The following is a 24,428-nucleotide window of genomic DNA, read 5'->3' as shown; positions in this document are numbered from 1 at the left end:
AGAGTTTGAAAATCGAAATTTTTACTGACGGTGCATGTAGTGGCAATCCCGGAAAAGGCGGATTTGGAATTCTGATGCGCGTCCCCGAGAAACAATATCAAAAACATTTTTCGGCCGGCTTCCGATTAACAACCAATAACCGTATGGAATTGATGGCTGTTGTTGTGGCGCTTTCCAAAATAAAAGATGAAGGTCATGACATCCATATCTTTACTGATAGTAAATATGTATCTGATGCGATTAATCAAAACTGGATTGCTGGTTGGGTAAAACGTGGTTGGAAAAATGTTAAAAATCCCGATTTGTGGCAAACTTTAATTCCGTTGTTGAAAAAGTACAAGCCAAAATTCCATTGGATAAAAGGTCACGCTGGACACGCAGAAAACGAATTGGTAGACCAACTTGCGGTTAAAGCTTCACAAGGCGCTAATCTACAAACTGACGTTTTTTTTGAAAATCAAAATAGACGCGGATTATTCTAAATTCTGTTTCGAAAATTTTCTTTGGAAACCTAATCTCCTAGCCCAGATTGAACGGTATGTTGGAGCTCATCTTGTATTTTGCAAAGGCAAAAACATGGCGAAATACAAGATAGCGACTAGTGAAAGCTGGAATTGCTCCTAATTAACAAAACTTTAGAATTAATTTTGAAGATGGTTGATTATCTTTGTTAAATGAATTATCTAGAGGCTTTGGCTTGGCGCTATTCTGTAAAGAAATTTAGTGGTGAAAAAATCGGTTCGCAATCCTTGCAAAATATTTTGGAAGCGGGACGACTGTCGGTAAGTTCGTTGGGTTTGCAACCTTACAAGTTGATTGTTGTCGAATCTGATACGCAAAAAGAAAAGATAATGCCCGCTTTTTATAACAAGTCGCAAGTGAGCACTTGCTCGCATGTTGTTGCAATTGTCTCGAAAACGAAAATCGATTCGCAGTACGTTGACGGCTACTTTTCGCACATTTCTAAAGAACGAAATATCGATTTGGAAATACTTGCTGCCTTTAGAAAAAACATCGAACAATACACTTCGAGCCATACTGAAAGTGACCTAAGACATTGGTCTGAAAAACAAGCTTATATACTTCTCGGAACCATGATTGTCGCAGCTGCAGAAGAAGGTGTTGACACTTGCCCAATGGAAGGCTTTCAACACGATGTTTTGTCAGAGCTTTTGGAATTGAATATGGACGAAGAACGCGTTGCGGTGGTTTTAACTTTAGGAAAAAGAGCTGATGATGATGGATTTCAACATTTGAAAAAAGTTAGAAAACCAGTCGAAAAATTTATTAAATTTATTTAAAACTAGCACAAAGCAATATGATAAAAACGGATGTTTTAGTAATTGGATCGGGCATTTCTGGATTGTCCTACGCTATTAAAATTTCGGAGAAGCTGCCAGATACCAAAATAATGATTGTCACCAAGGCAGACGAAGATGAAAGCAATACGAAGTACGCGCAAGGCGGACTCGCCGTAGTTACTGATTTCCAGAACGATAACTTCCAAAAACATATTGACGATACGATACGTGCTGGTGATGGCGAAAACGATCCCGACGTTGTAAAAATGGTGGTGGAAGAAGCGCCAAAACGCTTTAACGAAATCGTTGAATGGGGCGCAAAATTTGATCAAGAAAACGGAAAATTCGCTCTTGGACGCGAAGGCGGTCATACTGAAAATAGAATTGTCCATCACAAAGACATCACCGGTTTTGAAATCGAACGTGCTCTTTTGGAAACGGCGCGTAATTCTCCAAATATCGAAATCCTGCCTTACCATTATGTGATCGACTTGTTGACGCAACATCACGTTCCAGGAAAAGAGTTAGATCCAGAAAACATCCATTGCTACGGCGCATATATCTTGGACGAAAAGCAAAAACAAATCAAAAAAATCACAGCAAAAATAACTTTGGTGGCGACTGGCGGCGCTGGCCACGTTTATAAAAATACGACTAATCCAATTATCGCAACTGGCGACGGAATTGCCTTTGTAGCAAGAGCTTACGGCAAAGTTAGCAATATGCAATATTATCAATTCCATCCAACAGCGCTGTATTCGAAGCTTGACGGAATGTTATTTCTGATTTCGGAAGCTGTTCGAGGTGATGGCGCAAAACTTCGCACCAAGAACGGAAAAGCTTTTATGCAAAAATACGATCCGCGTGAAGAATTGGCTTCTCGTGACATCGTTGCACGTGCGATTGACAACGAAATGAAAACTTCTGGTGACGAATATGTTGGTCTTGATTGTCGCGAAATGGACAAGGAAAAATTCATGAAACATTTCCCAAACATCTATAATAAATGTCTGAGTGAAGGCATTGATCCCTTTAAACAACTGATTCCGGTAGTTCCTGCTGCACATTATTTGATGGGCGGTATTAACATTGATAAAGATGGACAATCGTCTATCAGAAATCTATTTGCTGTTGGAGAATGTACCAACTCTGGACTTCACGGCGCTAATAGATTAGCATCCAATTCGTTACTAGAAGGTTTAGTTTTCGGACATAATGCCGCTTTGAAATCCATGACTTTGCTTGAAGAGAATAATTTCAACTTTGATGATCTAAAAGCCATCCCCGAATGGAATGAAGACGGCATGAAAATAATGGATGAAATGGTTTTGGTAACTTATCTGAGAAAACAACTTCAAGAGATGATGAGCGATTTGGTAAGTATTGTTAGAAGCAACGAACGTCTTAAGATTGCAAAGAAAAAACATCAAGATATTTCCGAAGCGGTAAGCGAATTGTACAACTACTCTATTCTTTCGCCACAACTATCGGAGCTTAGAAATCTAGTTAGCGTTTCGGGACTTATCATCGATCAATCTTTAGAAATGAAACAAAACAAAGGCGCATTTTACAATAAAGAGCTTGCATAGACCTGTTAAAGTTAAACTTTAATTATTTAAAATAAATAATATATTTTCAAATATTTATCATGAAAAAACCATCATACGTAACCAACAAAGCATTACAGACTTTTATAAAAGCTGCGATACAAGAAGATATCAACACTGGTGACCACTCAACCTTAGCGACTATTCCCAAAGAACTTGAGCAACAAGCCAAGCTTTTGGTTAAGGAAAATTGTATCCTCGCAGGCGTTGATATGGCTTTAGAGATTTTCAAATATGTCGATAAAGATTTGAATGTTGAAGTTTTTATTAATGATGGTGAACAAGCAAAAGTTGGTGAAATTGCATTTTTAGTATCAGGAAAAGCACAATCTATCCTAACAGCCGAACGTTTGGTTCTCAATTGTATGCAACGTATGAGTGGCATCGCAACCTTAACGCACGAATGGGATCAAAGATTGGTTGGCACTAAAACAAAACTACTTGATACTCGTAAGACGACTCCTAATTTTAGAATCTGCGAAAAATGGGCTGTTGCTATCGGCGGCGGCACTAATCATAGATATGGATTATATGATATGATTATGTTAAAAGACAATCATATTGACTATAACGGAAGTATTACAAATGCAGTTAATATGGCAAAAGATTATATTCAAAAGAATAAATTGAAGCTAAAAATTGAAGTCGAAACTCGAAATCTAAAAGAAGTTTCTGAAGCCATCGATGCCAAAGTAGACCGAATAATGCTCGACAATATGGATGTAAAAACCATGAAAGAAGCTGTCGAATTAATCGATGGAAAATGTGAAAGTGAGGCTTCCGGAGGTATCACTAGAGATCAACTTAAAGAGATTGCTGCGACTGGTGTCACTTATATTTCGGCTGGAGCCTTAACACACTCTGCGGACAATATCGACCTGAGTCTCAAGGCTGTTAAGTAGCATTTGTTAATTGTTATTTAACATAATGTTAACTGAATATTAAATTTCTTGCAAACTGACAAATGTTAATTGTTTGTTAAAACGTCGTTCATTTATATTTCTGAAATTTGCAGAGTCAAATAAATATAGTAATTCATATCAAATGAAAAGCAACTTCGGAAGACGATCATTATCAATCGTTTTAACACTATCAACAGCGAGCATCTATTTTGCTCAGCAAAAACCGATCGACACACTAAAATCGAATGATATCGATGAAGTGGTTATCACAAAGGGGGTAACAGACATCGCTAAAGACAGAAAAACACCTGTAGCTGTTTCAACAATTAAGGCTGCACAGATTGTAGAAAGATTAGGTAACAAAGAATTGGTTGAAATCTTAAATACAACACCTTCAGTTTACGCTACAAAAGGTGGTGGTGGATTTGGAGATTCAGGTATTACAATGCGTGGTTTCGAAAGTAAGAATATCGCTGTTATGGTTAACGGTATGCCTGTTAACGATATGGAAGGAGGTTCTGTATACATGTCAAACTGGACAGGTCTTGCTGATGTAACTAGTACAATGCAAGTACAAAGAGGTTTAGGTTCTTCTAAACTAGCTATCGCTTCAGTTGGTGGTACGCTAAACTTCGTAACTAGATCTGCTGACATGAAGCAAGGTGGTGTCGTAAGATTTGGTATTGGTAACAATGACTTCTTAAAAACATCTTTTGCTTATAATACTGGTAAATCAGAAAAGGGTTGGTCTTCATCATTCTTAATGGCTAGACAATCTGGTTCAACATACATTGAGAATACAGATTATGAAGCTTATACTTACTTCTTTGCTTTAGGTTTTCAACCTAGCAAAAAACATAACTTGCAGTTTATGATCACTTCATCGCCACAATGGCATGATCAAAGATCTTATGCGCCAACAATTTCTAATTACATTAAATACAATCCAAATAAAGATGGTACGCCATACAGACAGTACAATTCAGATTTTGGATATTTAACTCAACCAAATGGTAAAAGAGTTGGAATTGCTAACGCAATGAACTATTATGCAAAACCAGTACTGATGCTAAACTGGGATTGGAATATTAGTGATAAATCTACTTTAAGTACAGTTGCTTACATGTCTAACGGACGTGGTGGTGGAGCAAGAAATGCTGGAAAAGTTGGAGGAAAAAGAATGCAAGATTTTGTAGATAACGAAGGGCACTACAATTTTGATCAAATCTTTGCAGCAAATGCAGCAGTAACACCAACAGTTGGTGTACAAGGTAATACATTGGTTAGAACATCAAGTGTTAACTCACACAACTGGTATGGTATCTTAATGAATTTCCAACATAAAATTAATGATAATTGGAATTTCTCAATTGGTACAGATGATAGATATTACTATGGTTATCATTACCAAGTTTTATCGAATCTTTATGGAGCTTCTGGATATACAGATGCGACTAACAAAAATCTGCCAACAAATAACTTGATTAGAAAAACTTACGACTACAAAAAATTATCATGGAATCCTTTCGGTGGAGCTAATGCACCAATGGAAGACAGAATGGTATTTAGTAATGACGGAGAAGTGTTATGGTACAGCGGATTTGGACAAGTTGAATATTCAACAGAAAAAGTATCTGCATTCTTACAAGGATCAGTATCTAACCAGGCTTACCAAAGAATTGATGATTTCGTAAAACCAGGGACTTTACAACAAGGTCAAGCTGTAGAAAGAAAAACAGGTTTCAAAAACATCTTTGGTTATAATATCAAAGGGGGGGCCAACTATAATATCGATGAACAAAACAACGTTTTTGCTAACATCGGTTACTATAGCAAACAACCATTTATGTCAGCAGTATATCCAAGTAATCAACAAGTGCTTAACCCGAATTTAACTAATGAAAAAATCTTCTCTGCAGAATTAGGTTACGGATTCAGAGCGCACAATTTTAACGCAAAAGTTAACTTGTACAGAACTGAATGGAAAGACAGATTTTTTAGAAAAACTGGGATTAAAGATATCGACGGTCTAGGAAATAATGGTTACTCTGAGATCAGTGGAATTACTCAAATACATATGGGTGCTGAGTTTGAAGGAAACTACAAAGTAAACAAATATCTAGAATTCAACGGGATGTTCTCTTATGGCGATTACCAATATAAAGGTAATGCACAAGGATCTAATTTCCTAGATGACAACACGCCAGTTGCAATTAACGGATCTAATCAAACAACCCTTTACTTAGATAAAGTAAAAGTTGGTGGTTCTGGTAGCAACAGTATTCCACAGATGACAGCATCTTTAGGAGCAACAATTTCTCCAGTAACAGACCTTAAAATCTATGGAGATTGGCAGTATGTTGGCAAAATTTATTCTTCTTTAAATGTTGCTGAATTTGATAAACAAGGTAAAACAGCTCTTGAATTGCCTAACTTTAACTTACTTAATATTGGTGCTTCTTATAAGATTAAATTGAACGACAAATCACAGTTCTTCACAATTGGAGTTAATGTTAACAATTTATTGGATACTACTTACATCCAAGATGGTTCAACTAACATTAAAGTTAAAACTGTTGCTGACTTTACTGATAAAACTGTTGGGGGAGTTACAACAACTGCACAACAACAATTTGACACATACATCAACAATCCTAATAACTTCTATAAAGGATTGGATGCTTCAAACAGAGTTTATTTCGGATTTGGAAGAACTTGGTCAACAAGTTTATCATTCAATTTCTAAGAAATTTAATATTAATACATCTCAAATCCCGGCCTTTGGTCGGGATTTTTGCTATCTTTGTTAACCTAAAATAAAAGACTATGGAATTTTACAACATTTTAATTAACGCACACAAAGGATTCGCTTATCTTGAGCTTTTGTTAGTTGCCTTATTCTTAGTAGCCTTATTAATGACGATGTTCGGTTACAGTGGCAAAGTCAATAACTTTTTAAAGAAAACAACATTGTTTACAATGATTTTCTTCCACATTCAATTACTAATTGGTGTTATCATGTTAGCTGTAACTTTCTCAAAAGGCTTAGACATGGGCGCTGTAATGAAAAACGCAGATTTAAGATTCCAATATGTCGAGCATCCTTTCTCGATGTTAATTGGTGTAATCTTAATGACGATTATCAACAAAAAAGTTAAAACTGCCGAAACAATCAACTTAAAAGTGGTTATCATGGGTGTTTTAGCGATTGCATTATTTGCATTTGCATTCCCTTGGGCAAAAGTTTTCGGAGCTTAAAATAGTTTTGAATTATGAATTATAAGTTACTAAGGTTAAACTTATAATTTTTTACTCATTAAATATTAAACCTTAAAAACCTTTATTTAAATCAATGAAAATAGCAGTAGTTGGCGCTACCGGAATGGTAGGACAAGTGATGTTGAAAGTTCTTGAGGAAAGAAATTTCCCTATAACCGAGCTAATCCCCGTAGCTTCTGAAAAATCTATCGGTAGCAAGGTCAAATACAAAGGGAATGACTACGAAGTGGTATCCATGCAAACTGCTATTGACAAAAAGCCTGAAATAGCAATCTTCTCTGCTGGCGGAGGTACGTCTCTAGATTGGGCGCCAAAGTTTGCAGAAGCTGGTATTTTTGTGATTGATAATTCTTCTGCTTGGAGAATGGACCCTACTAAAAAATTGGTGGTTCCAGAAATCAATGCAGATGTTTTAGAAAAAGAAGATAAAATTATCGCAAACCCTAACTGCTCAACCATTCAGTTGGTGATGGTTCTTCATCCTTTAAATGAAAAATACGACATCAAACGTGTTGTGGTTTCGACTTATCAATCGGTGACAGGAACGGGAAAAGCTGCCGTTGACCAATTGAACGCCGAGATCGAAGGTAAAGATGCAGATAAAGTTTATCCTTATCAAATTTTCAAAAATGCGTTGCCACATTGCGACGTATTTGCTGATGACGACTACACCAAAGAGGAAATTAAATTAATGAAAGAGCCTAAAAAGATTTTAGGTGATGACAGTTTTAATTTGACAGCGACTGCGGTTAGAGTGCCTGTACAAGGTGGACATTCTGAAAGTGTTAACATCGAATTCGAAAACGAATTTGATTTAGCAGAAGTTAAAAAAATACTTTCTGAAACGCACGGTGTTACAGTTCTGGATGATGTACAAAACAAAATCTATCCAATGCCGTTGATGGCAGAAGGTAAAGACGATGTTTTTGTAGGAAGAATACGAAGAGACGCCTCGCAACCAAAAACGCTTAACTGTTGGATTGTCGCAGATAACCTCCGAAAAGGCGCGGCAACCAACGCAGTACAAATTGCAGAATATCTTCTAGATAAGAAATTAGTATAAACCAAATGCTCACCAAAAAGTGGGCATTTTTTTATTATTAGATTAACCGAACAAAAGACAAATCTATTTTCAAACTTATGAATTCTAGCGGTCAAAATATCAGCAAAAATAATTTTCGATTCCAGCGAAATGTTGCCATCATCGGGATTGTATTATTTGTTGCAAAGCTCATTGCTTGGCGCTTAACAAATTCTGATGCTGTATTCTCCGACGCTATGGAAAGCATCGTCAACATCATTGCTGCCTTCATGGGACTTTACTCGCTTTATGTTGCAGCGAAACCAAAAGACGAAGATCATCCTTATGGCCACGGAAAAGTCGAGTTTATAACTTCTGGTGTCGAAGGCACACTTATTATTTTTGCTGGTGTTGTCATCATCGTACAGGCGGTTAATTCTCTTCTAAGCAACAACATTCCTGGTAAATTGGATTGGGGAATGCTGATCGTTGCTATTACTGCAATTATCAATTATGTGATGGGTTATATTTCTTTACAAAAAGGTTTAAAAGAGAAATCATTAGTTCTGCAAAGTTCGGGCAAGCATTTGATGAGCGACACCATTACAACTGGCGTTGTAGTTTTGAGTTTAATTATAGTTTATTTTACAAAAATCTATTGGTTAGACGCTGTAGTAGCCTTACTTTTTGGTGTTTACATCATCTTTATTGGATATAAAATCGTTCGTAAATCACTCAGCGGCATTATGGATGAACAAGACATACAACTGGTCGAAAAAGTGGCTGATGTACTTGAAAAAAATCGTGAGGAAGATTGGATCGATATCCATAATATGAAAATTCAACAATTTGGAGCACATCTTCACATCGATGCGCACATCACACTTCCCTACTATTACTCTCTGCGAGAAGCCCATCAAGAGATGGAAAAAGTGATTTTAGTTCTAGCTAAAAATGCAAAACGGCAAATAGAATTCAATTTCCACATGGATGACTGCAAGCCAAAATCTTGCGAAATATGTCAACTTAAAAACTGTCCCGTTCGCGAAAAAGAATTTTTAAAAAGAATCACTTGGACAGCACAAAATATTACGCAACCCGATAAGCACGACAGAAATAATTAAGCCGATTTCGTCAACAAATGCTTTCTGTAATAAAATATCGGTACAATTAGCAACAAAGTCATCGGTTGAATAACAAATCTTCGGATGTAGAATGCGAACAGATTTCCGATTTCGAAGTTCGTGTAGATGCAGTAAAGATACATTGGGAAGACGATTGCAAAGACCAGAAGCATTAAAACAACCGCTTGTTTGGTCCAAATTTTATTTCGAAATAAATTCTGAATAATAATTGTTGAAAAAACCAAATTAAGCAAAAACCTCAGCAAATAGCTTAAAATAAGTTTTGTATCATTAAATTTTGGAAAGCTACTTCCGTCCAATTCATTTTTAAAATAAGCCAAAAAAGGATCATAAAATAATTTATCTTCCAAAAATCTAACTGCGATTAATCCGGCAAGCCCAAGAATAACAAAAAGAATATTAAGCGGTTTCATCTTCCTTTTTTAATGCAAAAAACTTGATCCAAACAATCCATAAAACAATCACTGTCCCGTAGATAATCGCAGGAAAAACATAATCATGAAACATCTTCCCATACTGTGGAAAATCTGACATTACCATATTAAGACAAGCGATTCGGACGAAATTCATCACATGTAGCGCAAACAAGCCAAGAATGACAAATACAATGGTTTTTGCACCTTTATAAAACGCAAAGATGAATGCAACGAACATAATCATCACCGAAATCGCATTACAACCTTCTACCATTCTGGTCAAATATTCGCCTTGAATAATAAACCGAATTCCCTCCTTCCCGACGCCATCTTGTAAGCTTGATGTAAAACCACAAGTATTTTGGAACCAATTAGCCTGTCCAGCTACCCAACGCGAAAACGGATCGATAACTGCGTTGTCGAACCGATTAAGATACAATTGATACAATAAAAGTAAAACCAAATAAATCCCCACAAATCGTAGAAGAATTTTCAAAACTGGTTTTAGATCTTTTAGCATAAAACAAAACTACATAATTATTTGCTTCTTTCAACAATATCGACATTCTTAAAGTCTAAATAATTAAATTTGCTGTTATGGAATCACATATCAAAGAATTCTTTAACAACTTTTGTCAGAGCGAAAACACCAATATTGTTGCACTTCCACAAAGCGGATCTTCGCGCAAAAATTATATCGCAAGATTTGATGATAAAAAATACGTTATCACAGACAACGACAATCTGCGAGAAAATGAAGTGTTCTTTTACTTCACAGAGGTTTTTTCAGAATTAAATCTTAATACACCTAAGATTTTTAAAATCTCAGAAAATCGTCAAGTTTACATCCAAGAATATTTAGGAGAACATACGCTTTCAGAAATTATTTCTACCGAATTTGATGAAACAAGAATTAAATCGCTTGCACGAAAAACACTAAAGCAACTATTTGATTTACAGCAAAAAAGCATCCATAAAATCGATTACTCAAAAACATTCGATTACGAAGAATATGACGAGCTTGCCATTCTTCACGATTTATATTATTTCAAGAATTTTTTAGTTGATGTTTTAGAAATAAATTATCACAAATCGAAACTTCTAAAAGAATTTCAGAAGATCACAAAAATAGTTTCATGTTTAGAACCAAAAGGCTTGATGATTCGCGATTTTCAAGCTAGGAATATTATGGTAGATGATAATGACGATGTTTTTTTTATCGATTATCAAGGTGCAATGTTTGGACCGCTGATATACGATGTAATCTCGTTTTTGTATCAAGCAAAGGCCAATTTTTCTATTGAATTTAAGCAAGAGATGTTAGATTATTATATTTCTCTATTCTCTGAAGAAAAAGCGCGAGAAATGCTTAAAACAGCTATTAATCCAATTATCATGATGCGTTATCTTCAAGTGTTGGGCGCGTACGGTTTCCGTGGTTTAATTCAAAGGAAAAAACATTTCATCAATAGTCTTGACCAAGGCATTAAAAATATTGTTGAATTGTCTACAACTTGGCCTGATCTACAAGCTTATCCTGAACTTCTAAATGTTATACAACAACTAGAAACTACGGAGACAACACTAAAAATCGAAAGCATTCTAAAATAAAAGCAAAAAAAAACTTCAAATTACTTTGAAGTTTTTTTTATTATTTAATCTTAATTTATTTGACTTTGAGTAGAAGTTTGATTAAGAACTAAACTATTCTCTTTCAAAATTCTCTTTGCAAAACGATATCTCGGTCCCCAATATTTATCATTAAGTGACGAGACCATTACACCTTTTGACGTCGCAGAATGTATAAATTTTACTTCTCCATTCTCATCAACTTCTTCAACAATACCAACGTGAGAAATACGACCTCTACCATGAGAGAAGAATACTAAATCTCCTTTTTTAAGCTCTGACTTGTCCACTGCGTCCCCTTCTTGCGATTGTGCCGCAGCAACTCTTGGAAGGTTAACACCCGCTGCAGCGCCGTAAACAGAAAGTACAAATGCAGAACAGTCGATTCCGCTTCTTGTTGTACCACCGTATCTGTAAGGCGTTCCTAGATAAGTACTTGCTTCGTCTAATATGCTGTCGATTGTTTTTTCGTGCTTGATAGCTTCTGCAATCATCGATGCTTTAATCGAGTTAGAAGCGTTATTAAGAGATGCCAACATTCTTTTTGCTTGAATGTTATCTGAAGTTTCAGCTTTAACAACTACTGGAGTTACTTTGGCATCGGTTTTGTATATATTTGGTTGTGATACAACGTAGTTTGATACACATGATTGTAGTGAGAATGTTGTAATGATTGCTACTAAATAAAACAGAACTCTTTTCTTCATATATATTTATTTAAACGTGTTAAACAGGTTTCTTTTTGTTCAAATGCATGGCAAATTTAGAGAATACCTATAAAAGAGCTTTTCATATTGAATTATCGGAAGTTCGTTTTAACACATTTTAACATTTTTGATAAGAATGTTAAGTAAAAACAAATCGCAAAGCACCATTTTAGGGACTTTGCGATTTTATTTTGTTTAAGATTTTTTAACAATTATCATAGACATCTATTTAGATTTTAGAAATCATCTATTTAGTAATGATAGATTTTATAAAACACAAGCTTGTTTCAATACCTTGATATTGCCCGTAGTTCTCGATAATTTCGTAACCACATTTCTTGTACAACGCAATTGCTTCTGGCTGATTAACGCCTGTTTCTAAGATTAAGTTTTCGAAACCTAGATCTTTTGCCCATGTTTCTAATTCTTTTAAAAGTTGAGAAGCAAAACCTTGTCCGCGCTCTGACTCTAGAACAAACATTCTTTTAACCTCAGCCTTGTTGTCATCGTAAAATTTAATCGTGCCACAAGCAACTGCTTTTTCATTTTTAAATAAAAGCAAACAATGTTTCAAAGTATCAATCCCATTAAACTGATGATAGAAGTCGTGATCGTCGCCATCACGAATGGCTAAATCAGCATCCAAAAGTTTTACAAGTTGTTGGAAATCTAGATTTGTAGAATCTGTTTTCTTTATTTCGATGTTATACATATATATAAGGTATATTTTTTTGAGTTAAATGAAATTATTTAGGAAGCCTAAAACTTCTATTTAAGTTCTCGATGCATTGCGCTGTCAGAATTATTGATATGTATAAAAACAACCTGTTAGTAGTCATTAGCCCCGATAGAAACGGCATCCTTTTGTGGTGGAGCGAGGCGACGGAGCGCAGCGGAGTCGTCTGAGTGACACTACAAAAGATATAGTGGATAGCGGGATTGGCTCCAAATAAAAAGGCCTACGATTGTAGGCCTTCTTACTTTATCTTGTGAACAAAAGTTCTCTGTATTTGGTCATCGGCCAAAGCTCGTCGTCAACCATCATTTCCAAAGCGTCGGATCCATCGCGAATCACATCAAACAAAGGTTTTACTTTGTTACAATAAGCGTCTGCTTGTTTATGGCTGTCTTTCGTGTTCTTCGCAGTTTCTTTTTCTTTAAGAAGTTCGTCAACACCTAATTTGATTTTAGAAACGTTTTCAGAAATCTGAGTAATCAAGCTGATTTGCTCTTTTCCTAAAACCTTAAATTCTTTGTCACCAAAGATTTCTTTAAGACCTTTTACGTTTTCAATTAATCTATTTTGATAATTAAGCGCAGCTGGAATAATGTGGTTTCTTGCGATATCCGCCAAAACTCTAGCTTCGATATCAATTACGGTTGAATATTTTTCGAATTTAATTTCGTTTCTCGCTTCGAATTCTCTGTGAGAATAGATTTTTAATTCTTCAAAAAGCTCTGAAAATTTCGGATTTAATTCTTGTTTAAGCGCTTCTGGCGTCGTTTTATGATTGTTAAGACCTCTTTTTTTAGCTTCTTTTGCCCAATCATCAGAATAACCATCACCTTCAAACAAAATTGTTTTCGATTGTTTGATGTATTCTCTCAACACATTGAAAATCGCTTCGTCTTTCTTAAGTCCACCGTCGATTAGTGCATCAACTTCTGTTTTGAAAACTCGAAGCTGTTTTGCAACAATAGCGTTCATCACCGTCATTACTTCCGCACAGTTTGCAGAAGAACCAACCGCACGAATTTCAAATTTATTTCCTGTAAAAGCGAAAGGCGACGTTCTGTTTCTGTCTGTGTTATCCAAAAGGATTTCAGGAATTTTACCAACAACGTTCAGTTTTAATTCCGTTTTTTCTTCTGGAGATAGTTTTCCGTCGGTTACTTTTTCAAGTTCTTCCAAAACGCTAAACAATTGGCTTCCGATAAATGCGGAGATAATTGCTGGCGGCGCTTCGTTAGCTCCCAAACGATGGTCATTACTTGCCGACGCGATGCTTGCTCTCAACAAATCCGCATAATCATGAACTGCTTTCAATGAATTCACGAAGAATGTTAAGAATTGTAGGTTTTTCTTTGGATTTTTTCCTGGACTTAAAAGGTTTTCACCTGTATCTGTCGCCAAACTCCAGTTGTTGTGCTTTCCACTTCCGTTAACGCCTGCGAATGGTTTTTCATGGAACAAAATATGGAAATGATGTTTGTGTGCAATTCTCGCCATAATATCCATCAACAAAGAGTTGTGGTCAACCGCTACGTTACATTCTTCAAACATCGGCGCCAATTCGAACTGATTCGGAGCAACTTCGTTGTGACGTGTTGTAACTGGAATTCCCAACTTCATACATTCGATTTCCAATTCTTTCATGAAGTTCATCACTCTTGTAGGAATCGATCCGAAATAATGATCATCTAATTGTTGTCCTTTCGCTGGTGAATGCCCAAGTAAAGTTTTACCCGTTAACACTAAGTCTGGACGAGAAATATATAGGGCAGAATCTACCAAGAAATATTCTTGCTCCCAACCTAAAGTTGGCGTTACTTTGGTTACGTTCTTGTCGAAATAAGCCTTACAAACGTCTGTTGCAGCGTCGTCAACTGCGTTTAAAGCACGTAGTAAAGGTGTTTTGTAATCTAAAGTTTCTCCCGTATACGAAATGAAAATCGATGGAATACAAAGCGTCGTTCCCATGATAAACGCTGGTGACGTTGGATCCCAAGCCGTGTAACCTCTTGCTTCGAATGTGTTTCTGATTCCACCATTCGGGAAAGAAGAAGCGTCTGGCTCTTGTTGAATCAACATTCCTCCGTTGAAACGCTCGATTGCTCTATCGCCTTCAATTGGAGTAAAGAATGAATCGTGCTTTTCAGCAGTTGTTCCTGTTAAAGGTTGAAACCAGTGCGTGTAGTGTGTCACACCTTTGGACATCGCCCAATCCTTCATCGCAACTGCAACCTGATCCGCAATATGTCTTTGGATTTGAGTTCCTTTTTTAATCGCATCCATAATAGAATTGAATGCTTCTTTTGTTAAATACTCTCTCATGGTGTATTCTGAAAACACGTTGTTGCAGAATAATTCTGAAAGTTTTACGGGAACATCCACGAAATTGTCTTTTCTGTAATCTCTAAATGGAAGTTCTGCTAAGGCTTTAAATCTTAATGTTGACATCAGCTTATATTTTGATAGGGCAAAGTTAATAAAAAACTAAAAACAAAATCACATACCCCTAAAATTTTAATGTTAAATTAAAAAAAAATATAAATTCAGTAAACAACCCCTATAAATAAATGGCGTTTTAGACTTTAACTAACAAAATTTATATCCAATATTAATGCATTATGAATTTTTTGAAAACACAATCAAATATCATATTTAATACACACAAAATGCTTTTGATTAACAGTATCTTTACATAGAATTAGCTTTATATAATTAAATTTCGTAACTTTGCCCACTTTTCTAAAAACAAAAACATTATGGTAAATTCTAGAGCAAGAGAGACCACAGAAGCGATCGAAAGATTATATGTTTCTATGAGACACTTATTTTATAGAGGATTTTTTAAACCTTCTGGCGTTTCTGGTGAATCATTGAGAAAACTTCTTATGATTATCCAACCCGAAATCTATGGAAGCATGGGCAATCCACATAAAATAGAACTCAGCGGTCTACTTTATGTTTTGGATCGTTTGCCCGAAGGTATCGAAGAATGCGCTTTTATACATTTGACTTCTGATGAAGGATTTGAAAAAGGTAGCTTCGAGCCAATCGTTCCGAAAAAACGTCGTAGAAACTGTTACAGAATCGACGAACACCAAATGAACATTGAAGTTCTACTAGGTCGTTCCGAAATTTATGATATCCTTACCCACTTAACATTCTTATATCTAGAAGCAGACAAAATCAGAAATATTGGTTTTGATATGCAAGATGGCGGAAGACCAAGACGCGTTTGGAAAATCATCGAAGAGGTTGCTATTGGCGAGAAAAAATACAGTCGCAAAGAAAAAGAAGTTGCATTAATACATCTTTCTTCTTTATTAGGAAGAACTTTTGATGAGACTTTGGATGCTTACAACGACTTTGGTGACGATGCAAATCCTGATAGATTATTCAAGATTATTTATTGGTTAGGGCAAGTCAGCTTAGAAGATTGGAAGGAAGTTAGAAATCGTGAAATCTATTTTTCATCAATTCTTCAAGAACGTGTTGGCCATCACCTTTTCGGAGAAAGATGGGCAAACAAAATAAAGTCTGTTCTTTACGAAAACAACCTACACATGCGTCCGTTACACATCATTAGTGCTAACATGCATAGTGTGAAAAACATGTTGTATGCCAATGACGCACTTGGTAAAAAGGCGAAAAAAGAAATCGATTACAAACTTTTTGAAGAGATATCTAACAACAAAGCTTTACAAGACAAGATTCTTCATACATCGCAAGAGCAAGGTCTTATCTATATTAGAGACACAAGTGGAAGTAACATAGATGTACAAATAATTGATGTTTCTAAAACGAATCTTAAAAACACCGCTTTCGCAGATTCTGCACCGACAGGTGATGAAGTTATTTTGGTTTTCGATTATGCTTTTGGTGAGCAAGCTTACGAAGTTATGGACGAATTATTAAGACCATACGATGCAAACGGCGAAATCTACACCATGAAAGTAAAATCTATTTCAATCATGGGTAAAGCCGGAATTTTGGAAGGTAAAAAAGGGGACATTATGATTCCAACGTCTCACATTTTTGAAGGAACAGCGGACAACTATCCTTTCGTGAATGCTTTGGATTTGGAGGATTTCCAAGATGATGAATTAAAAGCTTTTGAAGGACCAATGATTACTGTATTAGGAACATCACTTCAGAATAAAGATATTCTTTCGTATTTTATGAACACTTCTTGGAAAGCTATCGGACTAGAAATGGAAGGTGCGCATTATCAAAAAGCCATCCAAGTTGCTAGCAAAATCCGTCACCACATTAGCGAAGATCTTTTCGTTTGTTATGCTTATTACGCATCGGATAATCCGTTAGAAACTGGTAGCACATTATCTTCTGGAGGTCTTGGACTAACAGGTGTAAAACCAACTTATCTTATTACTTTAAGAATCCTTGAAAAGATTTTTGGTAAAGTATAAGTCTAAAAATTAAACTTAAATTTTTCAATAAAAAAATCCCAATTCTGAGTAAGAATTGGGATTTTTGTTTTTAAGCTTTCAGTTTCTTAAAGCCCTACAACAAAACCAACACTTGGCATCAAACTACTAGAAAAAATACTTTTGTTTTCATTCCAAAGGACATTGTACATTAACCCGATTTGGAAGTAAGCGCCATTTCCGATTTGCGTCATATAACCGCCACCAAGATACAAAGCAGATTCGTCCGTACTAAATTTATAACCGTTGTCTTGTTTTATGTTGTAATTCACAAAATATTGTTGAAATGTACTTCCTAAATAAAAGTTACGTGCAAAATAATAGTTAGCAAAAGGACCAATACCAAACATCGTCGAATTGTAATAATTGCTGGTTTGGTAAGTGAAATTCCCCATAAGTCCTGCTTCGAAATCTTCGGTTACGCGATAACCAACTCTCGGCGAAATACCAATATTAAAAGAACTATTGCTTCCAAATCCTACACCAAGACCACCTCCATAAGTCCAACGGTTAGAACTAGCAGTTTGCGAAACGCCTATCTGCGAGAATGCAAACATATTTGCAAAGACTAAACAAAAAATAATAATTTTTCTCATATTATCGATTTTTTCAATGTGTAAAATTAAAGCTTTTTTAGCGATTATATTCGTCGTATTTTTGCATCGTGAAATTGGGCGCGAGCGAAGCGAGCGTCAAAGCAGTATGTTGATTGTCTTATTATTACAAAACTTCAACATAGCCCCGATGGAAGCGGCATCCTTTTTTTGGTGGCTGAGCGGAGCTGAAGCGACCAAAAAAAGATATAGCGGACAGCGGGCGAGGATTTTCCTAACGAAGAGAAAATCGTCCTGCTCCTAAAATTAGAAGACATTATGAAAGTAGTAGTTGGTTTGTCCGGAGGCGTAGATTCGAGCGTGACGGCGTATCTTTTGCAACAGCAAGGACACGAGGTTATCGCCCTATTTATGCGTAATTGGAATGATGCTTCGGTGACTTTGGAGGACGAATGTCCTTGGGTTGAAGATAGTAATGACGCGCTGATGGTGGCGCAAAAATTGGGAATTCCGTTTCAGGTGATTGATATGAGCGAACTTTATAAGGAGCGCATCGTCGATTATATGTTTGATGAGTATCAGAAAGGTCGTACACCAAATCCTGACGTGCTTTGTAACCGCGAAGTAAAGTTTGACGTGTTTATGAAAACCGCAATGTCTTTGGGTGCTGACAAAGTTGCGACAGGACATTATGCACGCGTGGATTCTACAATTGATGAAAACGGAAAAGAGGTTTTCCATCTTTTGGCGGGGAAAGATAACAACAAAGATCAGTCGTATTTCTTGTGTCAATTGAGTCAAGATCAGTTGTCGAAAGCGCTTTTCCCGATCGGTGAATTGACAAAGCCTGAAGTTAGAGAAATTGCTAAAGAAATTGGTCTGGTTACCGCTGATAAAAAGGATTCGCAAGGTCTATGTTTTATCGGAAAGGTAAGTCTTCCGACTTTCTTGCAACAACAATTGGTTCCGAAAGAAGGCGAAATCGTGGAAATTTTTAAAGACTTTAAGGGCTTTGCAGAAGAAGCACCGAATTTTGACAACAAAGAAGAAGAATTAAAATATCTGTCTCGCAACATAAAATACGAAAAGGCAGATGGTAAAGTAATTGGCAAGCATCAAGGTGCGCAATTCTACACGACCGGACAAAGTAAAGGTCTTGGCATCGGCGGTCACAAAGAAAGTTGTTTCGTGATTTCTCGTGATATGGAGAACAATATTATCTTCGTTGGCGAAAGTCACAGTTTCCCAGGACTGCATAAAAAAGCTTTGAAAATTGACAACTCGGAAGTGCATTGGGTTCGTGAAGATCTTCGTTTGAAAGCTGGCGAAAGCATGCGCGTTTTGGCGAGATATAGATATCGTCAAGATTTGCAGGAAGCGACAATTTTTCAGTTCGAAGATGCTTTCTATGTAGAATTTGACAAGCCTCAATCTGCAATTGCGGAAGGTCAATTTGCGGCTTGGTATTTGGACGATGAATTAATTGGAAGTGGCGTGATTTCTTAGGTTTAGAAATTGTTTTAAACATAAAATAGAAAAAGCTTTCTCATTTTCTGAGAAAGCTTTTTTTATTATAAATGAATTTTAGCTTGATAACCAATCTTTAAAATCTTTAACACGATCGCGACTTACAGTGATTTCTTCATCTGGTTGATAATCTAATTCGACTTTGCAGGTTGGCGACGTGTGAATGTTTTTTATAAATTTAGAATGAATAACGTATTGGCGATTAACTCGGAAAAAATCCTTTTCGTCCAAAACATTTTCTAATTCATCTAAAGTAAAATCGGTTGGAAAACTTCGTTCTGCTGTTTGTAGATATACGATTTTGTTTTGACTGAAAAAACAACTGATTTCGTTAGTTTGGACAATCCTGAGATTATAACCAATTTTAACCAAAACTCGAGAAAGTGTAGACTTATCTTTCTTTAATATCTGTTTGATTTCCTGCGAATTAACAAATCCATCTTCTGGTAAAAATGACTTAAACTTTTCAATAGCTTTTGTTAAATCTTCTTCCATAATTGGTTTTAAAAGATAATCGATGCTATTTAATTTAAAAGCTTTAAGTGTATATTGATCGAAAGCGGTTGTATATATGATAAAAGCTTTAGTTGCTACCTTTTCGAAAATATCAAATGACAATCCATCTCCCAAAACGATATCAGAAAAAATTAATTGCGGATGTTCATTTTCGCTAAACCAAGCCACGGCTTCTTCCACAGAATTTAGAGTTGCAACCAATTCTAAATCAGCATAATTAGCTAACATTCTTTCCAACTTTCTAGCTGCCGGTTTTTCATCTTCGATGATGATTGTTTTAATGCTCATATTTTAATTTAGGATATTTAATTCGAGAAGTAATTTTCTTTAAATACAAACGATTTGCAAAAATAAGTCTTAATAATTTTCTTTCTTCATCAACTCTCGAATTTTACGTTCTTCCCAATTTTTAGAAAAGATAAAACCCGGTACAAAAACGGTCATCGCATGGGTAATAATACCAAGTCCCCACAATACTGGCGTCAACCAAATTTGCCAAGTCCAAATGCTAGCTCCATTCGGAAGTTCGCTGTAGTTCATCACAAAAAGAAGAATGTTAACAGCTAGATACACAAACAGATGCGTATAAAAACCTTTCAAATCTTTGACGCGCTTCGCTGCCATTTGGTATTTGATGTTTTGACTATCGTTGGTATCCATCGTTTTGATGTTTTTTAAGTTCTTTATTCAACATATCTTTTTCCCAGTCAGAGTTTAAAAGAAACAATTTAATAGCTCGTATAGCAAGGATAATTGCCCAAACAATAATAATAATAAATAATCTTCCTAAATTCATTTCGAAATTTCCTGTCTTTTGAAAATGCCATAATACGATGGCCAGTGATACGACTATAAAAATTGCTAGACTAGAATAAAATTTCTTAATCGCTTTAACACGTTCTGAAGCAAACTCGAAGGCTACTTTTTCTTTAATATTTTCCATGATTATTTTTGATTTTCTTTTTGCATAAATTCTTTAATCTTGCGTTCTTCCCAGTTTTTTCCAATGGCAAAAACGTTCATTCCGTGCGCCAATAAGCCAATTCCCCAGCCCAACATCGGCCAATAAAACCAAAGCTCTTTAGGACTTGTCAATAGGTTAATGATGACTAAAAACGGAATTACAATGCAGTACGAAATTAGATTTCCGTAGAAGCCTTTTAGTTCTTTTACTCTTCTAGCCGCTTTTTCGTAGGCCAGACTTTCATTAGATGGGTTTATAATATTCATTGTGTTAATTTTTTGAGGTTCGGTTAACATTGGTATTTTGACTTTAAAATAGTCTTCTGATTTTTCAATAAAAACATTTTCTTTTGTTAAAAGCGAGTAACGCTGAACAATATTGGATAAGCCGATGCCGTCTCGATCTTTTGGAAGTTCTCGGGTTTGTAAATTATTTTCAATGCACAAAAATCCATTTTCGGTATAGATTTTCATAACCAAAGGTTTAGAAGATGTCGCAAAATTATGTTTGATACAATTTTCTAAAAGTAGCTGCAAAGACAATGGCACAACCTTTAATTGACACTCATGCTTCGGAACATTGAATTGGAACTCCACACTATCTTCAAACCTTGTTTTAAGCAATTCAGCGTATGTTTTTGCAAACTCCAATTCGTCTTCGACACTCACCAATTCTTTATCTTTTTGATCTAAAACGTAACGATAAATTTTAGACATTGACAAAGTAAATTTCTGCGCCTGATCTTGGTTTTCATCAATTAAAGCACTTAAAACATTTAAAGAATTAAACAAAAAATGGGGATCCAGTTGGTTTTTAAGACTTTCAAATTGGGCATTGGCAGATTTAGCAATAATCTTTTGCTCGACAACTTCTTTACGCGTCACTTTTCTAAGTTCCTCCATAAAGCTTTTGGCGTGAAGAAAAGCCGAAATCATCAGCGCAAAATTGATCATAAACCAATTCGCATAATTATATTTATCTGAAAAGAAAATATCCCAAGTCGTCACTTTTTGGATTAAAACGAAATTAATTCCGTTACATAAATAAGTCAGAAAAACATTAAGAACGATAGTCGCAATAACACCAACAATCGTACGACGTTTTGTCTGATTAACCCACGAGAATTTATGATTAAGATAGTTGTTAAGCAAACCATTGGGCACAGCCATCAAAAATGTGTACATCGTCGCAATCGATAAACTTATCAAAAAAGAATTCAGGCTTTTTTCACTTGAGAAAAAAATGAAAAAAAACAATCCCGAAAAGAAGGAAATTGAAATATAAGTTTTAAGCGATTTGCGAGTCATTATCTTGATTTATGAGACAAATTTATACGAAGCTTTTATAAAATCTAAAAAAAACTTACCGAATTGTCAAATTTGTCCTCCGAACCGTTTTTTAGTTTTAATAAACATTAACAGTTGTTAGTTTTTATTATGTCTAAAAAGGAATAAAATTTGTATCTTAACCTTCAAATAACATCTTATGAACAAAAATGTAGAAGTATTACTAGCAGGCGCTTTGGGACTATTCGCGATTGTTGGCGCATTGGCAGTAAGAAAGGTTTTAAAAGAAAAATCTTATAGCGCAGACTATACAGATACACACAAATTATTTTCGAAAAAGTATAAAAATCAATTCACGGAACATGGAGATGGCATCGAAATAAATGCATTACTGTAAAAAATGACACTATATATTTGACAGAGCCAGCTTCACAAGAGCTGGTTTTTTTGTGGAAAACTTTAAGTTAAAAGTCATTTTTATTTCGAAAATCTCTGATAATTTTACAATAGTTCTTGTTCAAAAAAAGAATTGATTTTCATTTAAATTAAATCCAAACTCAACAAAATGTCATCCCAAGCTCCCAAAGGTCAAGGCGCGCAACGCAACGTCAACAACCGATTCGACCGTTATACTTACGAGCCGAAAGAGGAAGATTTGGAAATGATGAAGACGCAGATTATTGAGGTTTTCCCAAAGACGATTCTTAATGTTGTCAAAAGTCCAGATCTTCCTTTGGACTATTCGATGAATCCTTACCAAGGTTGCGAGCACGGCTGTTCTTATTGTTTTGCTCGGCCAACCCACGAATATTGGGGTTACAGCGCAGGAATCGATTTTGAACGAAAAATTATGGTTAAAAAAAATGCCGCCGAACTTCTAGAAAAAACATTTCGAAAAAAAAATCATGTTCCAAAAACCATCATGCTTTCAGGGAATACCGATTGTTATCAACCCATAGAACGGCAATTCGAAATCACAAGAAGACTTTTGGAAGTCTGCCGCGACTATCGTCATCCCGTCGGTATTATCACAAAAAATGCGTTAGTGCTGCGCGATCTGGACATTCTAAAAGACATGGCGGAGAAAAATCTAGTTTCGGTGTCGTTGAGTGTTCCAACACTTAATGAAAAACTACGTCGTGTTATGGAGCCAAGAACTTCGTCTTCTCAAAATAAATTAAAAGCCATCGAAATCCTTTCCCAAAACGGAATTCCGGTTAACGTTATGATCGCGCCTGTTATTCCAGCTCTGACTAGTGATGAGACTTTATCGATTCTAAAATCTGTTTCCGACGCTGGTGCGACTAGTGTTGGTTATACTTTGGTAAGGCTAAACGATACGGTTGAGCCTGTATTTGTGCATTGGTTAACAACACATTTCCCAGACAGAAAGGACAAAGTCCTTAATCTTATTAAAAATATGCATGGTGGAAAATTGGGCGAAAAACGTTATTTCGAACGCTACAAAGGCGAAGGCAATATCGCCGAAATGATTCATAAAACTTTTGAAATTGGAAAAAAGAAATTCTTTGCAGGTAAAGAACGCGCCATACTTTCAACCGAAAACTTTACGGGCAGCCGAACGCAGCAACTTCGATTGTTTTAAACTAAATCCTTAACTTTAAGCAAGAATTTTAATTATGTCAAAACTTAAAATTGTTGGTCTTAACCTCAACATTGTTTGGAAAAATAAAACCGAAAATTACAAAAACATTGAACTTGCTTTAGCTAATGTTGAAGCCGATATTTTTCTTTTGCCAGAAATGTTTTCTACAGGTTTTTGTATGGATGCAGAAGAAATCGCAGACCGCAACAACGAAACACTTTATTGGATGCAAAGCTTTGGAAAACAACGAAATACAGCAGTTGCAGGAAGTGTTTCTATAAGCGAAAATGATAAATTCTATAATAGATTTTACTTTGTAAAACCTGACGGAAGATTTGAGTTTTACGACAAAAAGCATTTGTTTTCTTATTCTGGAGAAGATAAAATTTATACTTCAGGTGATCAACGAAAAGTTATTGAATACAAAGGTTTTAAAATTCTATTGCAAGTTTGTTATGATTTGAGATTCCCTGTTTTTCAAAGAAATTTGGGCGATTATGACCTTATGTTAAATGTGGCGAATTGGCCAAACACTCGCGTCGAAGCTTGGAGAACTTTATTAAAAGCGCGTGCTATCGAAAATCAAGCTTTTGTTTTTGGTTTAAATAGAATCGGAACGGATGGCAACAATCTTAATTATGAAGAAAGTACTTTGGCTTTGTTTGCTGATGGCACCGAGATCTCGACAAGACAAAACAATCTAGTTATCGCCGAATTTGATTTGGACGAATTACAACAATTTCGAGACAGATATCCGTTCTTAAAAGATGCAGATAAGTTTGAATTAAAATAA

General features: G+C 35.7%; 24 protein-coding genes. 14 read left to right on the top strand and 10 right to left on the bottom strand.

All coding sequences use genetic code 11. The annotated features are described in order from the left end of the window. The first annotated feature begins 5 nt into the window (after positions 1-5). The 8 genes from rnhA (at position 6) to AC23MB_RS01210 (ending at position 9,234) form a co-directional block, all read left to right on the top strand. Positions 6-482 carry a ribonuclease HI gene (gene rnhA, locus AC23MB_RS01245; protein ID WP_419308745.1) on the top strand — a complete coding sequence of 159 codons (477 nt, stop codon included), beginning with the start codon at positions 6-8 and terminating at the stop codon, positions 480-482. Positions 483-674: 192 nt separating this feature from the next. Then, the gene (locus tag AC23MB_RS01240; RefSeq protein WP_487786330.1) at positions 675-1,301 is read left to right on the top strand and encodes an NAD(P)H-dependent oxidoreductase; all 627 of its coding nucleotides are present in this window, start codon (positions 675-677) and stop codon (positions 1,299-1,301) included. 17 nt (positions 1,302-1,318) lie between these two features. Next, a complete protein-coding gene (gene nadB / locus AC23MB_RS01235; RefSeq protein WP_487786329.1) occupies positions 1,319-2,890 on the top strand; it encodes an L-aspartate oxidase in 1,572 nt (523 codons plus the stop codon). 59 nt (positions 2,891-2,949) lie between these two features. Continuing rightward, positions 2,950-3,810 (top strand): carboxylating nicotinate-nucleotide diphosphorylase, encoded by an 861-nt coding sequence (nadC, locus tag AC23MB_RS01230; protein WP_312322193.1) that lies wholly within the window; start codon positions 2,950-2,952, stop codon positions 3,808-3,810. A gap of 142 nt (positions 3,811-3,952) precedes the next feature. Then, the gene (locus AC23MB_RS01225) at positions 3,953-6,556 is read left to right on the top strand and encodes a TonB-dependent receptor (RefSeq protein ID WP_487786328.1); all 2,604 of its coding nucleotides are present in this window, start codon (positions 3,953-3,955) and stop codon (positions 6,554-6,556) included. An 80-nt stretch (positions 6,557-6,636) separates the two neighbouring features. Beyond that, entirely contained in the window at positions 6,637-7,068 is a 432-nt protein-coding gene (locus AC23MB_RS01220; RefSeq protein ID WP_312322195.1) for a hypothetical protein, read from the top strand. 94 nt (positions 7,069-7,162) lie between these two features. Then, a complete protein-coding gene (locus AC23MB_RS01215) occupies positions 7,163-8,152 on the top strand; it encodes an aspartate-semialdehyde dehydrogenase (RefSeq protein ID WP_487786327.1) in 990 nt (329 codons plus the stop codon). Positions 8,153-8,229: 77 nt separating this feature from the next. Then, positions 8,230-9,234: a cation diffusion facilitator family transporter gene (locus AC23MB_RS01210; RefSeq protein ID WP_487786326.1), complete on the top strand. Its 1,005-nt coding sequence runs from the start codon at positions 8,230-8,232 to the stop codon at positions 9,232-9,234. On the opposite strand, the gene AC23MB_RS01205 is transcribed toward AC23MB_RS01210, so the two are convergent. Together AC23MB_RS01205 and xrtF are read right to left on the bottom strand one after the other, a co-directional pair. Beyond that, positions 9,231-9,668, bottom strand: coding sequence for an exosortase F system-associated membrane protein (locus AC23MB_RS01205; protein WP_487786325.1), 438 nt, complete (start codon positions 9,666-9,668; stop codon positions 9,231-9,233). The two genes, AC23MB_RS01210 and AC23MB_RS01205, sit on opposite strands and share 4 nt — an antisense overlap. Then, entirely contained in the window at positions 9,655-10,191 is a 537-nt protein-coding gene (gene xrtF / locus AC23MB_RS01200) for an exosortase family protein XrtF (RefSeq protein WP_487786324.1), read from the bottom strand. Before xrtF ends, AC23MB_RS01205 begins: the two co-directional genes overlap by 14 nt. Positions 10,192-10,268: 77 nt before the next feature. Between xrtF and AC23MB_RS01195 the strand changes: the two genes are divergently transcribed. Next, positions 10,269-11,282, top strand: a complete 1,014-nt coding sequence (locus AC23MB_RS01195; RefSeq protein ID WP_487786323.1) for an aminoglycoside phosphotransferase family protein — start codon at positions 10,269-10,271, stop codon at positions 11,280-11,282. 50 nt (positions 11,283-11,332) lie between these two features. Here AC23MB_RS01195 and AC23MB_RS01190 read toward each other — a convergent pair whose 3' ends face one another. The 3 genes from AC23MB_RS01190 to AC23MB_RS01180 all read right to left on the bottom strand — a co-directional run bounded on the left by AC23MB_RS01190 (position 11,333) and on the right by AC23MB_RS01180 (position 15,188). Continuing rightward, positions 11,333-12,007: a C40 family peptidase gene (locus AC23MB_RS01190; protein WP_374329990.1), complete on the bottom strand. Its 675-nt coding sequence runs from the start codon at positions 12,005-12,007 to the stop codon at positions 11,333-11,335. Between the two features lie 247 nt (positions 12,008-12,254). Beyond that, entirely contained in the window at positions 12,255-12,719 is a 465-nt protein-coding gene (locus tag AC23MB_RS01185) for a GNAT family N-acetyltransferase (protein WP_312323801.1), read from the bottom strand. Positions 12,720-12,989: 270 nt separating this feature from the next. Next, positions 12,990-15,188 carry a glutamine synthetase III family protein gene (locus AC23MB_RS01180; RefSeq protein WP_374329992.1) on the bottom strand — a complete coding sequence of 733 codons (2,199 nt, stop codon included), beginning with the start codon at positions 15,186-15,188 and terminating at the stop codon, positions 12,990-12,992. Between the two features lie 308 nt (positions 15,189-15,496). On the opposite strand from AC23MB_RS01180, the gene AC23MB_RS01175 reads away from it, so the two are divergent. Further along, a complete protein-coding gene (locus AC23MB_RS01175; RefSeq protein WP_374329994.1) occupies positions 15,497-17,164 on the top strand; it encodes a DUF6909 family protein in 1,668 nt (555 codons plus the stop codon). An 86-nt stretch (positions 17,165-17,250) separates the two neighbouring features. Here the strand turns inward: AC23MB_RS01175 and AC23MB_RS01170 are convergent, their stop codons facing one another. Beyond that, the gene (locus AC23MB_RS01170) at positions 17,251-17,778 is read right to left on the bottom strand and encodes a hypothetical protein (RefSeq protein ID WP_313027447.1); all 528 of its coding nucleotides are present in this window, start codon (positions 17,776-17,778) and stop codon (positions 17,251-17,253) included. A 276-nt stretch (positions 17,779-18,054) separates the two neighbouring features. Between AC23MB_RS01170 and mnmA the strand changes: the two genes are divergently transcribed. Beyond that, positions 18,055-19,242, top strand: a complete 1,188-nt coding sequence (mnmA, locus tag AC23MB_RS01165; protein ID WP_487786322.1) for a tRNA 2-thiouridine(34) synthase MnmA — start codon at positions 18,055-18,057, stop codon at positions 19,240-19,242. A 78-nt stretch (positions 19,243-19,320) separates the two neighbouring features. Here the strand turns inward: mnmA and AC23MB_RS01160 are convergent, their stop codons facing one another. The 4 genes from AC23MB_RS01160 to AC23MB_RS01145 all read right to left on the bottom strand — a co-directional run bounded on the left by AC23MB_RS01160 (position 19,321) and on the right by AC23MB_RS01145 (position 21,951). Beyond that, positions 19,321-20,067, bottom strand: coding sequence for a LytR/AlgR family response regulator transcription factor (locus AC23MB_RS01160; RefSeq protein ID WP_487786321.1), 747 nt, complete (start codon positions 20,065-20,067; stop codon positions 19,321-19,323). A gap of 69 nt (positions 20,068-20,136) precedes the next feature. Then, the gene (locus AC23MB_RS01155) at positions 20,137-20,439 is read right to left on the bottom strand and encodes a 2TM domain-containing protein (protein WP_487786320.1); all 303 of its coding nucleotides are present in this window, start codon (positions 20,437-20,439) and stop codon (positions 20,137-20,139) included. Next, complete coding sequence (locus tag AC23MB_RS01150; protein ID WP_487786319.1) at positions 20,423-20,722, bottom strand: 2TM domain-containing protein; 300 nt, start codon at positions 20,720-20,722, stop codon at positions 20,423-20,425. The genes AC23MB_RS01155 and AC23MB_RS01150 overlap by 17 nt, the downstream gene beginning before the upstream one ends. 2 nt (positions 20,723-20,724) lie before the next feature. Next, on the bottom strand, positions 20,725-21,951 hold the full coding sequence (locus AC23MB_RS01145; protein ID WP_487786318.1) for a 2TM domain-containing protein: 1,227 nt from the start codon (positions 21,949-21,951) through the stop codon (positions 20,725-20,727). 277 nt (positions 21,952-22,228) lie between these two features. Here AC23MB_RS01145 and AC23MB_RS01140 point away from each other — a divergent pair, with 277 nt between their 5' ends. The 3 genes from AC23MB_RS01140 (at position 22,229) to AC23MB_RS01130 (ending at position 24,428) form a co-directional block, all read left to right on the top strand. Then, entirely contained in the window at positions 22,229-22,426 is a 198-nt protein-coding gene (locus AC23MB_RS01140) for a hypothetical protein (RefSeq protein WP_487786317.1), read from the top strand. Between the two features lie 168 nt (positions 22,427-22,594). Then, complete coding sequence (locus tag AC23MB_RS01135) at positions 22,595-23,635, top strand: PA0069 family radical SAM protein (protein ID WP_487786316.1); 1,041 nt, start codon at positions 22,595-22,597, stop codon at positions 23,633-23,635. Positions 23,636-23,669: 34 nt separating this feature from the next. After that, positions 23,670-24,428: an amidohydrolase gene (locus AC23MB_RS01130; protein ID WP_312322062.1), complete on the top strand. Its 759-nt coding sequence runs from the start codon at positions 23,670-23,672 to the stop codon at positions 24,426-24,428.

Source organism: Soonwooa sp. T0.1_25 (assembly GCF_057652215.1).
Note: the sequence above shows the minus strand (reverse complement) of the source record. Positions and strands in the feature narration are given on the sequence as shown.

Bases quoted from the DNA above. Each gene is read 5' to 3' on its own strand.
- AC23MB_RS01240 (WP_487786330.1), top strand. From the start codon at position 675: ATGAATTATCTAGAGGCTTTGGCTTGGCGCTATTCTGTAAAGAAATTT.
- nadB (WP_487786329.1), top strand. From the start codon at position 1,319: ATGATAAAAACGGATGTTTTAGTAATTGGATCGGGCATTTCTGGATTG.
- nadC (WP_312322193.1), top strand. From the start codon at position 2,950: ATGAAAAAACCATCATACGTAACCAACAAAGCATTACAGACTTTTATA.
- AC23MB_RS01225 (WP_487786328.1), top strand. From the start codon at position 3,953: ATGAAAAGCAACTTCGGAAGACGATCATTATCAATCGTTTTAACACTA.
- AC23MB_RS01220 (WP_312322195.1), top strand. From the start codon at position 6,637: ATGGAATTTTACAACATTTTAATTAACGCACACAAAGGATTCGCTTAT.
- AC23MB_RS01215 (WP_487786327.1), top strand. From the start codon at position 7,163: ATGAAAATAGCAGTAGTTGGCGCTACCGGAATGGTAGGACAAGTGATG.
- AC23MB_RS01210 (WP_487786326.1), top strand. From the start codon at position 8,230: ATGAATTCTAGCGGTCAAAATATCAGCAAAAATAATTTTCGATTCCAG.
- AC23MB_RS01205 (WP_487786325.1), bottom strand. From the start codon at position 9,668: ATGAAACCGCTTAATATTCTTTTTGTTATTCTTGGGCTTGCCGGATTA.
- xrtF (WP_487786324.1), bottom strand. From the start codon at position 10,191: ATGCTAAAAGATCTAAAACCAGTTTTGAAAATTCTTCTACGATTTGTG.
- AC23MB_RS01195 (WP_487786323.1), top strand. From the start codon at position 10,269: ATGGAATCACATATCAAAGAATTCTTTAACAACTTTTGTCAGAGCGAA.
- AC23MB_RS01190 (WP_374329990.1), bottom strand. From the start codon at position 12,007: ATGAAGAAAAGAGTTCTGTTTTATTTAGTAGCAATCATTACAACATTC.
- AC23MB_RS01185 (WP_312323801.1), bottom strand. From the start codon at position 12,719: ATGTATAACATCGAAATAAAGAAAACAGATTCTACAAATCTAGATTTC.
- AC23MB_RS01180 (WP_374329992.1), bottom strand. From the start codon at position 15,188: ATGTCAACATTAAGATTTAAAGCCTTAGCAGAACTTCCATTTAGAGAT.
- AC23MB_RS01175 (WP_374329994.1), top strand. From the start codon at position 15,497: ATGGTAAATTCTAGAGCAAGAGAGACCACAGAAGCGATCGAAAGATTA.
- AC23MB_RS01170 (WP_313027447.1), bottom strand. From the start codon at position 17,778: ATGAGAAAAATTATTATTTTTTGTTTAGTCTTTGCAAATATGTTTGCA.
- mnmA (WP_487786322.1), top strand. From the start codon at position 18,055: ATGAAAGTAGTAGTTGGTTTGTCCGGAGGCGTAGATTCGAGCGTGACG.
- AC23MB_RS01160 (WP_487786321.1), bottom strand. From the start codon at position 20,067: ATGAGCATTAAAACAATCATCATCGAAGATGAAAAACCGGCAGCTAGA.
- AC23MB_RS01155 (WP_487786320.1), bottom strand. From the start codon at position 20,439: ATGGATACCAACGATAGTCAAAACATCAAATACCAAATGGCAGCGAAG.
- AC23MB_RS01150 (WP_487786319.1), bottom strand. From the start codon at position 20,722: ATGGAAAATATTAAAGAAAAAGTAGCCTTCGAGTTTGCTTCAGAACGT.
- AC23MB_RS01140 (WP_487786317.1), top strand. From the start codon at position 22,229: ATGAACAAAAATGTAGAAGTATTACTAGCAGGCGCTTTGGGACTATTC.
- AC23MB_RS01135 (WP_487786316.1), top strand. From the start codon at position 22,595: ATGTCATCCCAAGCTCCCAAAGGTCAAGGCGCGCAACGCAACGTCAAC.
- AC23MB_RS01130 (WP_312322062.1), top strand. From the start codon at position 23,670: ATGTCAAAACTTAAAATTGTTGGTCTTAACCTCAACATTGTTTGGAAA.